The organism is Streptomyces pseudovenezuelae (assembly GCF_029892565.1).
Classification (GTDB): domain Bacteria; phylum Actinomycetota; class Actinomycetes; order Streptomycetales; family Streptomycetaceae; genus Streptomyces; species Streptomyces pseudovenezuelae_A.
The window spans coordinates 823,120-836,802 of sequence record NZ_JARXVH010000001.1 but is presented as its reverse complement, the minus strand read 5'-3'; the positions used below and the strand labels follow the sequence as shown (position 1 = coordinate 836,802).

The following is a 13,683-nucleotide window of genomic DNA, read 5'->3' as shown; positions in this document are numbered from 1 at the left end:
TCCCCTCCGCTGCTGCCGGGCCCATTCGGCTAACCGTTAGTTGAAGGGGGAGTATATGCCGATACGGCAACACGAGGCGTTGGACGGCACGTCAACATCCGCGGACCGCACGCAAGTTGGACAAGAGGGACGTCCCGCTGACCTCACCCCCGTCTACGGGACCCCCACCTCGAAAAGCATGTACCCGGCGTACGACCCCGACGCGACGGCCGCGATGCCGAGCAGCAGGCACAGCGTCGGCAGGCCGAGGGTGCGCAGTTTGATCGCCAGGGGGATGAAGAGGGGGAAGCACGGGAGCAGATAGCGGGAGACGTTGCCGAAGATCTGCTGGCTGCCCAGGACCAGGGCGATGGTGAGCACCGTGTGGACGACCAGGACGGCAGGTGGGCGCAGCCGGATCAGGAGGGGGAGCAGGAGCGCGGCGAGCAGGACGACGGCGACGCCGATGACGTCTTCGAGGGGGTACGCGAACAGGTAGTCGAAGCGGCCGACCGCGATGGAGCCGAAGACGTCGACGGTGTGTTCGCCGTAGTCGAAGGTGTGCGCCCAGGCGCCGCTCTGGAGCTTGAAGTAGCCGGTCAGGTCGCCCATCCGGTTGCCGACCCAGAGGAGGTAGCCGAGCAGACCGAGCGGCGCGATCGCTATCGCTATCCAGGGGCCCGCGAAGTTCTCCCGGCGGCGGTGGAGCGTCTGTAGCGCGGCGACGGTGAGGGCGGCGATGAGTGCGACGGCGGTGGGGCGGTTGAGGCCGGCCGTGAAGGTGAGGACCCCCGCGGTGAGCCAACGGTCGGTCAGGACGGCGTGGCAGGCCCAGACGGCGAGGGCGATGTAGAGGGAGTCCGAGTAGGCCGACCACTCCGTGCCGGAGCCGGGCCAGACCGCCCACAGCCCGGCCGCGGCCAGCCCGGCCCGCCGGCCGCCGAACCGGGCGGTGACGGCGTAGATGCCGAGTGCGGCGGCGAACGAGGCGACGACCGAGACCAGCATCCCGGAGCCGTACAGGCCCAGGCCCGTGGCGTCGGAGACGAGCCGCATCGTCGCCGGATAGAGCGGGAAGAAGGCCGCGGAGTTGCCTTCGAGGGTGATCAGTCCGGTGGCGCCGGGGATCTTGACGAGCGCGGGGTGGTAGCCGTCCGCGGCGATCTGCTGGTACCACCAGCCGTCCCAGGTGGCGAGTACGTCCCAGGCGTGGGCGCCGCCGCCGAAGCGCGGGTTCCTCGTCCGGAAGCCACCGTCGGAGTCCAGCAGGTACATGAAGACGCAGAAGCCGATGAGTTTCAGCACCCCGTACAGCGCGAGCACGGGGCCGTAGTACCTGAACGACTGGCGCAGGTGTGTGCCAATGTCCTTGTAAGGAACAGCAGTCGAGCTAGCGGGAGCGGTTTGAGCGATGGGCGGCGTCAAGGTCGTCGTGTCGCTCATATCGCGCTCTCCTCCGCCTCGCGGCGGCGCCTGGTGGGGAACACCCAGGCCCGAAAGAGCAGGAAGCGTACGAGAGTTGCGGCCAGGTTGGCGGCTACCAGGACCCCCACTTCCGTGGTGCGCGAGGGAGTTGGTGTCATGTGGTGCAGAAGGGCGAGTGAGCCGCTGGTGAGGGCCAGGCCGACCGTGAAGACCAGAAGGCCCTGGGCCTGGTGGCGCAGTGCGCCGGTGCGGCCGCGCAGTCCGAAGGTGAGGCGGCGGTTCGCGGCGGTGTTGGCGAGTGCGCAGACCAGCAGGGCCAGCGCGTTGGCGGCCTGGCCGCCCGCTATCGGGCGCAGCGCCACGTACAGCAGGACGTATCCGAGGGAGCTCACCGCTCCCACGGCGGCGAAGCGCAGCAGTTGGCCGACCAGGCCGCCCGAGGGCGAAGCGTCGGTGCCCCGGCGCAGGCTCGCCGTCGGGAGCGTGCCACGCGCCAACTCCCGTCCTATGCGGGCGATTCCGCGCAGGTCCGCCAGTGCCGTGGACAGGATGTCGACCCGGCTGTCGGGGTCGTCCACCCAGTCGACCGGCACCTCGTGGATGCGCAGTCCGGCCCGTTCGGCGATCACCAGCAGTTCGGTGTCGAAGAACCACCCCGAGTCCTTCACCAGGGGCAGCAGCCGCTCGGCGACATCACGTCGTACCGCCTTGAATCCGCACTGCGCGTCGGAGAAGCCGACGGCGAGGGTGGAGCGCAACAGGGCGTTGTAGCAACGGGAGATGGCCTCCCGCTTGGGACCGCGCACGACACGCGAGCCACGGGCCAGGCGGGTGCCGATCGCGATGTCGGAGTGGCCGGAGATCAGCGGGGCGACCAGCGGGAGGAGCGCCGCCAGGTCGGTCGACAGGTCCACGTCGACGTAGGCAAGTACGGGTGCCCGTGATCCGGACCAGGCCGCGTGCAGCGCCCGGCCGCGTCCCTTCTCGGCGAGCCGCAGCCACTCCAACTCGGGTAGTTCGGCGGCCAGTTGGGCCGCGATGCGCGGGGTCTCGTCCGTACTGGCGTTGTCCGCGACCGTGATGCGGAACGGGTAGGGGAACGTTTCCCGCAGGTGTGCGTGCAGCCGCCGTACGCTCGGCTCCAGGTCCTTCTCCTCGTTGAACACGGGGACGACCACGTCGAGGACGGGCTCGCGGTGGTGTGCCGACACCGGTGTGCGGAACGGTAGTTGACTCATCCGGCTCATCCGGCTCATCTGGCTCGTCTGACTCATCAGCATTGTCACGTTCTGTCCAGGTCTGTGGGCCGTCGCGGGGCATGCCGATATCGCCTGCGGGCAGTACCGCGGTCAGGGAGTACGGGTGGGGGGTGGTCGGCGGGCCAGGGTTATCCGGAGCCCGCCGTGCCCACGGTCGCGGACGTCTCCGTCGTCGGCGGTGTCGTGGTCGGCGTCGAGGTGCTGTGCTCCGAAGGTGCGCCGGACGTCGCAGGACCGGAGGGCGGTGGTGCCGTGTCGGTCGAGGGCGGGTCCGAGGACGAGGCGGTCGAACTTCCCGTCGGGGTCGAGGTCGGTGTGGTGGGGGACCCGGTGGTGTCCGTGCCTGTCGGGCTGATGGTCGCGCTCGGAGGTGAGTCCGGTGTCCGGGTCGGGCCGGCGGTCAGGAGTGTCGGGGTCACGGCGGGCCGGGGGAGTGGGGCCTGCGGCCTGTTGTCCACCCGGTCGTGGGGCAGCAGGAAGAAGCCGAGGCTGATTCCGGCGACGGCCAGGACGGAGCCGACGGCCCGCTGCGCCGCACGGACCCGGCGCCGGGCCCGCACGCCGGACCGGAGGCGGGTCTGGTGCCTCGGTTCGAAGGGGGTCGTTTCCCGGGTGTCGCGCATCATCCGCGCGAGCTCCCGCTCGAAATGGTCCATCAACTCCCCCTCATCCCACCGGCTCGATGACATCGCCGAGGATCCGGCGCAGCCGCGCCACGCCCCGTGACGCATGGGACCGGGCGGTGCCGACCGGACACCCCAGCGCTTCGGCGACCTGCCGGTCGGGCAGGTCCTGGTAGTAGCGCAGGACCACGGCGGCCCGCTGCGCCGACGGCAGTTGGGCCAGCGCCGACTCCAGTCGCGTGCGCTCCGCCACGGCGGCGGACACGTCGTCCACCTCCGCGCGATCGGGCAGTTGCTCGACCGGGCGCTCACCCCACCAGCGCCGCCGCGCCGAACGGGCCGCCGCCCGCGCCAGGACCTTCCGTACGTACGGCTCCGGTGCCTCCTCGCCGATCCTCGGCCAGGCGAACCAGAGCTTGACCATGGCCTCCTGGAGGAGGTCCTCGGCGCGGTGCCGATCGCCTCCCACGAGCAGACAGGCCAGATGGAACAGCGTCGACCAGCGTGCTGCCACGAACCCGTCGAACCCCTCGGCCCGACCCTGTTCCATCCGTACCGTCCCCGTTCCGGCAAGCCCCTTACACAGAGAGAAAGGCCGTGGACCCCGCAGTGCGCTGCACTTCAGAGCTGTGATCCGGGTTACACCCTCGCGATCCGGGCCGCATTCCGGCAGTGATTCAAGATTTGCGAATATTCGTAAGAAACTTGTAGCATCTTGCGTATTTCATTCTTTACTTCGTCGGAATCTAGCGGGGCGGATGGGGTCTCTGTACGGTCGGGGCGCCGGTCTCCCCCCACTCCGTGAAGGAGCCTCACATGCTGATGATCCTCAGACCCCGGCAACTGGCGGTGGCCGCCGTCGCCGCGGTCGGCGCGATGTGCGTGTCCGTTCTACCGGCCGCTGCCGCACAGGCCGCGCCGCCGTCCAAAGCGCCGTCGGCCAAGGTGCCGGCGGCGGCGAGCGCGGCGGTGGGTGCGACGACGTCGTTCAGACCTGGGGCACCGCGACCACCCAGGTGACCCTGCCCGCGGGCCGGCAGATCCTGACCCTCGACCAGGACAGCGGCGGCTGGAACATCAACCACCTCGGCTTCACCGCGGGGAGCGGCTCACCGCAGGCCACCCTGACCGCGTCTCCCGGATCACTGACCTTCGCCGACCAGGCGGTGAACACGACCAGCGCCGCGCGGACCGTCACCGTCGCCAGCTCCGGCACCGCAACTGCCTCGTTGGCCGGGGTCACCGCCGGCGGTGACTTCGCCCAGACCAACACCTGCGGCACCACCCTGGCCGTCGGCGCGAACTGTACGGTCTCCGTCACCTTCGGACCGACCGCCGCCGGCACCCGCACCGGCGCCCTCACCCTGACCGGCAACCAGTCCAACAGCCCCACCACGGTGGGCCTTTCGGGCACCGGCACCGACAGCGCCGGGACCAATCTCGCCGCCGGCAAGCCCACCAGCGAGTCCAGCCACACCGACGTATACCCGTCGTCGAACGTGACCGACGGCAATCAGAACTCCTACTGGGAGAGCGCCAACAACAGGTTCTCCCAGTGGGTCCAGGTCGACCTGGGCTCGGCCCGGAGCACCTCCCGCGTGGTCCTGCAACTGCCCGCCGGCTGGGGCGCCCGCACCCAGACCCTGACCCTGGGCGGCTCTACCGACGGCACCACCTTCACCACCCTGAAGTCCTCGGCCACCTACACCTTCGACCCGAGCGCCAGGAACACCGTCACGCTCACCTTCCCCGCCTCCGCCCAGCGCTACTACCGCGTCACCATCGCCGCGAACACCGGCTGGCCGGCGGGCCAGGTGTCGGAATTCCAGATCTGGAGCGCCTGACCCCAGGGTCCTCCTGACCCCACCCTCCCCACGGTGCCGCCGGACATTCCGTCCGGCGGCACCGTCATGTGCGCGGGGCACATGAGATCTTGCAGTCCACATTTTTGTTTGTTGCAGAGTCCTGTCTAGTTATTGCGTGATCATGTCAACGATATTACGGTCCCCCATGCATCGTCACCAACCCCGCGTTTCCCCTCCCTCTCTGGCGGCGCCAGCGCGACAGTTCCGGCATTTCGTTACGTAAGGAGTGGCACGTGTTCCATTCCATCCGAGATCTGAGACGAACCCTCGTCTGGGCGGTCAGCACCGCGATGCTGGCCGCCGTAGGCGTCTTCGCTCTGGCCGTCCCACCCGCCTGGGCGGCGTCCACCGCCACCGGCGGCAGCGGCGCGAGCCTGCCGTACGTCGAGGTGCAGGCGGAGAACTCCGCCACCAACGGCTCGTCGATCGGCCCGAGTTACACCGCCGGCCAGTTGGCCGACGAGGCGTCGTACCGCAAGGCGACGACGCTCCAGGGCACCGGCAAGTACGTCACGTTCACCACGCCGGTGGCGACCAACTCGATCAACTTCCGCTACAGCATCCCCGACACCTCGAACGGCTCGGTCTACACCGCCGCGCTGTCGCTGTACGTCAACAACGTCAAGCAGCCCGACTTCACCCTGACCAACGCCTACAGCTGGTACTACGGCAGCTACCCCTTCACCAACACGCCGGGCAGCAACCCGCACCACTTCTACGACGAGGCCCACCGCCTGTTCACCACCACCTATCCGGCGGGCACGACCTTCAAGCTGCAGGTCGACGCGGGGGACACCGCCTCCTCGTACACGATCGACTTCGCCGACTTCGAGCAGGTCGGTGCCGCCCTGCCCGCGCCCTCCGGGTCGGTGTCGGTGACCAGCAAGGGCGCCGACGCGACCGGTGTGGCCGACGCGACCAGCGCGTTCAACGCCGCGATCAGCTCGGCAGGACCCGGCGGCACCGTGTGGATCCCGCCGGGCACCTTCAACATCCCCGGCCACATCAGCGTCAACAACGTCACGATCGCCGGCGCCGGCATGTGGCACTCGACCGTCATCGGCACGGCCCCCGGCTTCTACGGCAACTCCGCGCCCTCGGCGAGCACCAACGTGCGCCTGCAGAACTTCGCGATCTTCGGCAATGTGCAGGAACGCGACGACAGTGCCCAGGTCAACGGCATCGGCGGCGCGATGAGCAACTCGACCGTCTCCAGTGTGTGGATCGACCACATGAAGGTCGGCGCCTGGATGGACGGGCCGATGGACGGCCTGACGTTCACCGGCATGCGCATCCGGAACACCACCGCGGACGGCGTCAACTTCCACGGCGCGGTCACCAACTCGAAGGTGACCAACAGCGACATCCGCAACACCGGCGACGACGGCATCGCCACCTGGGCGGACGCCGGCATCGGTGCCGACGCCAACGACACGATCTCCAACAACACCGTGTCACTTCAGATCCTCGCCAACGCCATCGCGATCTACGGCGGCCACGACAACACCGTCAGCGGCAACCGCGTGGTCGACACCGGCATCGCCCAGGGTGGTGGCATCCACGTGGGGCAGCGCTTCACGTCGACGCCGGTCGGCCTGACCACGATCTCCGACAACACCATGATCCGAGCCGGCAGCCTCGACCCGAACTGGCAGTTCGGGGTCGGCGCCCTGTGGTTCGACGGCAGCCAGGGCGCGATCACCGGCCCCATCAACGTGACCAACGCGCTGATCCAGCAGAGCCCGTACGAAGCCGTCCAGTGGGTCGAGGGCACCATCAGCGGCGTCAACCTCAACAACGTCACCATCGCCGGCACCGGAACCTTCGCCCTCCAGGAACAGACCGGCGGCGCAGCCAAGTTCACCAACGTCACCGCGACCGGCGTCGGTTACTCGTCCCCGGTGTACAACTGCTCGGGCGGCAACTTCGTCGTCACCGACGGCGGCGGCAACTCCGGCATCAGCGGCACGCCGTACTGCGGCGGCTGGCCCGCTCCGGTCTACCCGCCCTACCCGTCGGAGGGCGTGACGGCCACCCCCGGCGCGCTCAACTTCGGTTCGGTCGCGACCGGTTCGACGAGCGCCGCGCAGACCGTGACGGTCGCCAACCCGACCGGCTCCGCCGCGCCCGTCTCGTCGGTCTCCGCCAGCGGCGACTACTCGCAGACCAACACGTGCGGTTCGTCGATCCCGGCGAACGGCTCGTGCACCGTCAGCGTGAAGTTCGCGCCGACCGCGACCGGCAGCCGTAACGGCGCTCTGACCGTCGACGCGGGCGGGACCACCAACACGGTCAGCCTCTCCGGTACCGGCACCGCGCCGGGCCCGGTGCTGAACACCGACCCGGGGAGCCTGTCCTTCGCCGGCACGGTGGTCGGCTCTTCGGCCCCCGCGCAGACGGTGACGGTGACGAACTCCGGCACCGCGCCGGCGACCGTCTCGGCCGTCGTGGCGACCGGTGACTTCAGCCAGAGCAACAACTGCTCCACCCTCGCGGTCGGCGCCTCCTGCACGGTGAGCGTCGGCTTCAAGCCCACCGCGGGCGGATCACGCGCGGGCAACCTGTCCGTCACCAGCAACGCCAACAACAGCCCGACCACCGTCTCCCTGACCGGCACAGGCATCGACAGCACCACCAACATCGCCGCCGGGCGGCCCGCGTCGGCGAGTTCGAGCAGCAGCCCGTACGTCGCCTCGAACCTCACCGACCCGGACGCGTCGACCTACTGGGAGAGCGCCAACGGATCGTTCCCGCAATGGGCCCAGGTCGACCTCGGCCAGAACTACAGCGTCGGCAAGGTCGTGCTCAAGCTCCCGCCGGCGACGGCGTGGTCGGCTCGTACGCAGACGCTGTCGGTGCAGGGGTCCACGGACGGCTCCAGCTTCTCCACGATCAAGGCCTCGGCGGGGTACACCTTCGACCCGAGCGCCAACAGCAACACGGCGACCATCACGTTCAACGCGGCCACGGCGAGATACGTGCGGGTGAACATCACCGCCAACACCGGCTGGAACGCAGCCCAGTTGTCGGACTTCGAGGTGTTCCCCAGCGGCGGCGGCTCCTCGCTGGCGACCCTGTCGGCCGACCCGACGTCATTGACGTATCCCACCCAGGCGCTCAACACCAACAGCAGTGCGCGGACGGTCACGGTGACCAACACCGGAACCGCCGCCGCGACCGTCTCCGGCATCACCGTCACCGGCGACTACTCGCAGACCAACAACTGCGGGACGTCCATCGCGGCGAACGCCTCCTGCACGGTGAACGTCACGTTCAGGCCCACCGCGTCCGGCACCCGCGCCGGTGATCTCAGCATCGCCAGCAACGCGTCGAACGGCACGACCACGGTCGAACTGACCGGCACCGGGGCCGGCACGGTGAGCAGGAACCTGGCGGCCGGCGCGGCCACCACCGAGTCCAGCCACACCGCCGTGTACCCGTCGTCGAACGTGACGGACGGCAACCAGGGCTCCTACTGGGAGAGCGCCAACAACGCCTTCCCGCAGTGGGTGCAGGTGGACCTCGGTTCCGCGCAGAGCGCCGACCGAGTCGTCCTCCAACTCCCGGCCGGCTGGGGCGCCCGTAGCCAGACGCTGTCCCTGTCGGGCAGCACCGACGGCTCCGCCTTCTCCACCCTCAAGTCGTCGGCCGCGTACACCTTCGATCCCACCACCAACAACACGGTCACCATCACGTTCACCGCGACCACCCAGCGATACCTCCGGGTGAACATCACGGCGAACACCGGCTGGCCGGCCGGTCAGCTCTCCGAGTTCCAGGTCTGGAACACCTGATCCGACCCGACGGTGCCGTCGAGCGCGAGCGTGAGCGCGCTCGACGGCACCGCCCACCGAAACAGAGCCAGGACGAGTCCGGGGGAGTCCACATGGGTGTCACACGCAGAGTCTTCTTGAGGGCCGCGATCGCGGCCACCGCGGTGGGAACCGTGGGAGCCACCGAGACCGTACTCGCCCAGACCGCGTCGGCGGCCAGCCCGCCGGGCGACGTGGTCGGCAAGATCACCGTCGGCTACCAGGGCTGGTTCGCCTGCATCGGCGACGGCGCACCCATCAACGGCTGGTGGCACTGGACCCAGAACTGGGGCCAGCCGCCGTCCCCGACCAACACCGGCATCAGTTGCTGGCCCGATGTGCGGGAGTACACCAACACGTACCAGACGTCGTACGCCGCCCTGGGCAACGGCCAGCCCGCCAAGCTGTTCTCCTCCTACGACCAGCGGACGGTGAACACCCACTTCCTGTGGATGCAGCAGAACAACATCGACACCGCGGCGCTCCAGCGCTTCAACCCCACCGGCGGCGAGGGCCCCACCCGCGACGCCATGGCGACCAAGGTGCGCAGCGCCGCCGAGGCGTACGGCCGGAAGTTCTACATCATGTACGACGTCTCCAACTGGACGAACATGCAGTCCGAGATCAAGACGGACTGGACGAACAAGATGTCCGCGCACACCGCGTCCTCGGCGTACGCGAAGCAGAACGGCAGGCCGGTCGTGTGCATCTGGGGCTTCGGCTTCAACGACCCCAACCACCCCTTCACCCCCGCCGCCTGCCTCGACGTCGTCAACTGGTTCAAGGGCCAGGGCTGTTACGTCATCGGCGGCGTCCCGCGCGAGTGGCGAACCGGCACGGGAGGCTCGCAGCCCGGCTTCCTGGGCGTCTACCACGCCTTCAACATGATCTCGCCGTGGATGGTCGGCGCCATCGGCAACGTGACCGAGGCCGACAACGCCTACAACACGTACACCGTCCCCGACCAGGCCGACTGCAACGCCAACGGCATCGACTTCCAGCCCTGTGTCCTGCCCGGCGACGTCTCCGGCCGGCAGCGCGCGCACGGCGACTTCATGTGGCGGCAGTTCTACAACATGGTGCGGGCCGGGGTGCAGGGCATCTACATCTCGATGTTCGACGAGTACAACGAGGGCAACCAGATCGCCAAGACGGCCGAGACCCAGGCCTGGGTGCCCACCAACTCCGGGTTCCTCGCCCTCGACGAGGACGGCACCGCCTGCTCCTCCGACTACTACCTGCGCCTGACCGGCGACGGCGGCCGCATGCTCAAGGGCCAGATCGCGCTGACCGCCACGCGTCCCACCCAGCCGACCGTCCCCACCGGCGGTGACACGACACCACCCGCCGCGCCGGGTGCCCTGACCGTCACCGGACACACGAGCAACTCCGTCTCGCTGAGCTGGAGTACATCGACGGACAACGTCGGCGTGAGCGGCTACCGCATCCTGCGGGTGTCCGGCTCGACCAGCACCCAGGTGGGCACCACCGGCTCAACTTCCTTCACCGTCACCGGACTCGGCGCGTCCACCGCGTACACCTTCGACGTCGTCGCCTACGACGCTGCGGGAAACGTCTCGCAGCCCTCCACCCAGGTCACCGCCACCACCGACCCGCCTTCCAGCACCACCAACCTGGCCCTCAACCGCCCCACTTCGGAGAGCAGTCACACCCAGACCTACGCCTCGGGCAACACGACCGACGGCGACGCCAACACGTACTGGGAGTCGTCCAACAACGCCTTCCCGCAGTGGGTCCAGGTCGACCTGGACGCCGTGACAGGCGTCAAACGGATCGTCCTCCGTCTCCCCCCGGCCACCGCCTGGGCCACCCGCACCCAGACCATCGCCGTCCAGGGCGGCACGGACGCCGGCACCTCCACCCAACTCCTCGCCCCGGCGGGCTACACCTTCAACCCGGCGACAGGCAACACCGCGACCCTCACGCTCCCCGCCACGGTCACCACCCGCTACGTACGCCTCACCTTCACCGCCAACAACGGCTGGCCGGCCGGACAGGTCTCGGAGTTCCAGGTGTTCGGCGCCTGATCGTCGGCTGCGGGCGGTCGGCGGAACCTCGTGGTGGCATGACATCACACCTCGAGCTGGGTCCCGGAGGATCGAAGCCGCGACCGCCCGTTGCGCTCGGCGAGGGGCGGCAGGAGGGCCCTCAGCGCCGGGGAGGGCTCCAGTCCCAATTCCTCCCGCAGGATGTGGTGGCATTGTTCATATTGGCGCAGTGCCGCGCCTCTGTTGCCGGCTGCCAAATGCGCCTTCATCAGCACGCGATGAGCGCTTTCCCGTAAGGGCTCGGTACGCACGGCCGTGAGTCCGGCAGCGACCGCTTCACCGTGGCGCCGAGCTGCGGTGAGGCGCTCGGTCATTGATTCCAGGGCGTAAAGCCGGAGCTGATGATATTGCTCCTGCTCGATCAGCATCCAGTCGTTTCCCGGCCATTCCGGGAGCAGGTCCGCCGACAGGTCCGCCAGTGTTTGCATGGTGAGGATGTCGTCGCACGCGCGTGAGTTGTCGAGCAGTCTGTGTGCGCGCGCAACGGCTTCGTGCAGGTCGACGGCGATGTCCTTGGAGATGGCCAGTTCGTGCGAGGAGACGTCGAGGATGGGGTGGCCCATACGTGTCGCTCGCCAAAGAGAAGACCTCAGGTTTGCGTTGGCGCGTGACGCCGTGACATTCGGCCAGAGAATTCCGGCCACGTAGATGCGTGAGCGCGGCATGTCCTGCAGGGCCAGGAACGCAATGAGCCGTTGTGTGCTGGAGCAGACCGGAATGCGGGTGTGATCAATCGCTAGTGCAAATCCCTTGAGTAACCTCAGGGATATGGGCTGTGTTCGTCCGTTCATCGACGCCCCCGATACCGATGTCGGCTTCGGTGATCTTCGGTGTGGTTCCAGAGATTCCCGAGGCCAGATTATGAGCAAGTTACGATCGCAGGTTCGACTATTAACGTGGCGGGCGTCAAAAAGGAATCACCGGAGCGTCGCGGAATCGTCACCCATCGCGTTCCAGGAGCTCATCGAGCCAGGTCCGCACCGCTGCGAGGGCGTCGCCGGTCCTGCTCACCGCGGTGGGTGGTTCCTGCTGCCCGTCGACGGTCTGGATGATGCGTGCACGGAAGCCGTCCTCCCTGCCGCTCTCCACCCATACCCGGAGGATCAGGACGCCGGACCGTGTTGAGGGGGTCTCCATGAGAGAGCGAGTGTCCCTCACCGCCGTCACCCGGGCGTTGTCGATCCGTGTCCGGTGACGTCATCGCGAGCGGCGCGGACGGATTCACGTACGCGGTGGTGACGCCGGTGTGACGGGTGAGTCGCGGGCGGACCACGGGGGGCTCTGCATGCTCCTCCGTATACGTCGTCAGCGCGCGCCGGGCCGAGGGGGCTTCGCATGGGTGACTTCGGTGTGATCGCCGATGTCTCGTCAGTCATCGTGAGCACTCTGACGCAGTCCCTGCGCGGGTTGGGCCAGCGCGACGTGCCACCACCCATCGCGGAACTGAACGACCTCTCCGAGACGGTGCAGACGCCGCCCCCCAAACTCACGGTGTTCCTCTACGAGATCGCCGAGGACCCCACCTCGCGCAATCGGCCGCCGGTACGTTCCCAGCCGCCCGACCCGCTGACCGCCCGCAAACCGCCGATGGCCCTGCTACTGCGGTATCTGATCACTCCCTGGGGCGGTGACCAGGCGACCCAGCACCGGATGCTCGGGCGCGCCCTGCAGACCTTCTACGACGACGCGATCCTGGACGGCACACAGTTGTCCGGCAGCCTGGCGGGCAGCACGGACTCACTGCACACGACGCTGACGCCCCTGACCCTCGATCAGAAGTCCTGGGTCTGGTACGCGATCCAGAAGCCGTACCGACTCTCGCTGAACTACGAGATCCGCGTCGTCAACCTGGACTCGGTGGTCGAGACGCCGGTGCGCCCGGTGCGGAGCCGGATCATCGAGGGGACGGCGACGCCATGAGCGCCTTCCTGCCCCTCGCCCGGTCGACGCTCTACAGCCCCGTCTGGCTGGTGCCGTTCGACGACCACGCCCGCCGGGTGCGCTCCGCGGGCGTGGAGGTCCGCCTCGAACGGTTCGACGACGAGGGCGGCTGGCTGCCGCTGGACGACAGGGCGGTGCGTACCCCCAGCGGCCACCTCGCCTACCCGGGACTCGGCAGACGGGCCGAGCCGTGGGCGGCCCGGCCGGAGCGCCACCGGATACGGATCGAGGCCGCCGGCTACCAGCCGCTGTACCCGGCCGACGACGAGCCGTTCTCGGCCGACCTCGTCGGCGTCGAGTTCCTGGTGTATCCGTACGACAGCACCCATCCGCCGTCCGTGGAGGCCTCCCCGAGGGTGGTACGGCTGCTGCCGGGGGTTGTCTTTCCCTACCCGCCGGGTGTGCGGACCGTCCGCGGCGTCGTGCTCGACGCGACCACCCGGGCGCCCGTCGCGAACGCGCTCGTCGAGGCCGAGGGACGGACCGGTCAGGACCTGACGCAGTGGCACGAACGCACCCTCTCCGACACCACGGGCGCCTTCCGGCTCGCCCTTCGCTGGGAGGGCGAGAAGGCCACAGAGAACGCCTCCGAGGAGACCTTCCTCCTGGAGGCCACCGAACGGCCGGGCCGGGCCGGGTCTCTGACCGTGCGCCTGCCCCAGGAAGCCGAGCGCCGACACGTCATCGAGATCCGTGAGCAGTGAAGGAGC

11 protein-coding genes are annotated in these 13,683 nt (G+C 68.8%); 5 read left to right on the top strand and 6 right to left on the bottom strand.

The features are described 5' to 3' along the window. Nucleotides 1-153: 153 nt before the first annotated feature. The 4 genes from M2283_RS03730 to M2283_RS03715 all read right to left on the bottom strand — a co-directional run bounded on the left by M2283_RS03730 (nucleotide 154) and on the right by M2283_RS03715 (nucleotide 3,836). Nucleotides 154-1,422, bottom strand: a complete 1,269-nt coding sequence (locus M2283_RS03730) for a hypothetical protein (RefSeq protein WP_280874485.1) — start codon at nucleotides 1,420-1,422, stop codon at nucleotides 154-156. Further along, entirely contained in the window at nucleotides 1,419-2,642 is a 1,224-nt protein-coding gene (locus M2283_RS03725; protein ID WP_280874710.1) for a bifunctional glycosyltransferase family 2/GtrA family protein, read from the bottom strand. The genes M2283_RS03730 and M2283_RS03725 overlap by 4 nt, the downstream gene beginning before the upstream one ends. A gap of 149 nt (nucleotides 2,643-2,791) precedes the next feature. Beyond that, the gene (locus M2283_RS03720) at nucleotides 2,792-3,319 is read right to left on the bottom strand and encodes a hypothetical protein (protein ID WP_280874484.1); all 528 of its coding nucleotides are present in this window, start codon (nucleotides 3,317-3,319) and stop codon (nucleotides 2,792-2,794) included. Between the two features lie 10 nt (nucleotides 3,320-3,329). Then, entirely contained in the window at nucleotides 3,330-3,836 is a 507-nt protein-coding gene (locus M2283_RS03715; RefSeq protein ID WP_280874483.1) for a SigE family RNA polymerase sigma factor, read from the bottom strand. A gap of 328 nt (nucleotides 3,837-4,164) precedes the next feature. On the opposite strand from M2283_RS03715, the gene M2283_RS03710 reads away from it, so the two are divergent. The 3 genes from M2283_RS03710 (at nucleotide 4,165) to M2283_RS03700 (ending at nucleotide 11,011) form a co-directional block, all read left to right on the top strand. Continuing rightward, the gene (locus tag M2283_RS03710) at nucleotides 4,165-5,130 is read left to right on the top strand and encodes a discoidin domain-containing protein (RefSeq protein ID WP_280874482.1); all 966 of its coding nucleotides are present in this window, start codon (nucleotides 4,165-4,167) and stop codon (nucleotides 5,128-5,130) included. 254 nt (nucleotides 5,131-5,384) lie between these two features. Then, the gene (locus M2283_RS03705) at nucleotides 5,385-8,945 is read left to right on the top strand and encodes a choice-of-anchor D domain-containing protein (protein ID WP_280874481.1); all 3,561 of its coding nucleotides are present in this window, start codon (nucleotides 5,385-5,387) and stop codon (nucleotides 8,943-8,945) included. Between the two features lie 92 nt (nucleotides 8,946-9,037). Then, nucleotides 9,038-11,011 carry a discoidin domain-containing protein gene (locus M2283_RS03700; RefSeq protein ID WP_280874480.1) on the top strand — a complete coding sequence of 658 codons (1,974 nt, stop codon included), beginning with the start codon at nucleotides 9,038-9,040 and terminating at the stop codon, nucleotides 11,009-11,011. 44 nt (nucleotides 11,012-11,055) lie between these two features. On the opposite strand, the gene M2283_RS03695 is transcribed toward M2283_RS03700, so the two are convergent. Together M2283_RS03695 and M2283_RS03690 are read right to left on the bottom strand one after the other, a co-directional pair. Continuing rightward, a complete protein-coding gene (locus M2283_RS03695) occupies nucleotides 11,056-11,823 on the bottom strand; it encodes an AfsR/SARP family transcriptional regulator (protein WP_280874479.1) in 768 nt (255 codons plus the stop codon). Between the two features lie 148 nt (nucleotides 11,824-11,971). Continuing rightward, complete coding sequence (locus M2283_RS03690) at nucleotides 11,972-12,169, bottom strand: hypothetical protein (RefSeq protein WP_280874478.1); 198 nt, start codon at nucleotides 12,167-12,169, stop codon at nucleotides 11,972-11,974. Nucleotides 12,170-12,367: 198 nt separating this feature from the next. Here M2283_RS03690 and M2283_RS03685 point away from each other — a divergent pair, with 198 nt between their 5' ends. After that, nucleotides 12,368-12,952, top strand: coding sequence for a DUF4255 domain-containing protein (locus M2283_RS03685; RefSeq protein WP_280874477.1), 585 nt, complete (start codon nucleotides 12,368-12,370; stop codon nucleotides 12,950-12,952). Beyond that, a complete protein-coding gene (locus M2283_RS03680) occupies nucleotides 12,949-13,677 on the top strand; it encodes a carboxypeptidase regulatory-like domain-containing protein (protein ID WP_280874476.1) in 729 nt (242 codons plus the stop codon). The genes M2283_RS03685 and M2283_RS03680 overlap by 4 nt, the downstream gene beginning before the upstream one ends. Nucleotides 13,678-13,683 lie beyond the last annotated feature (6 nt).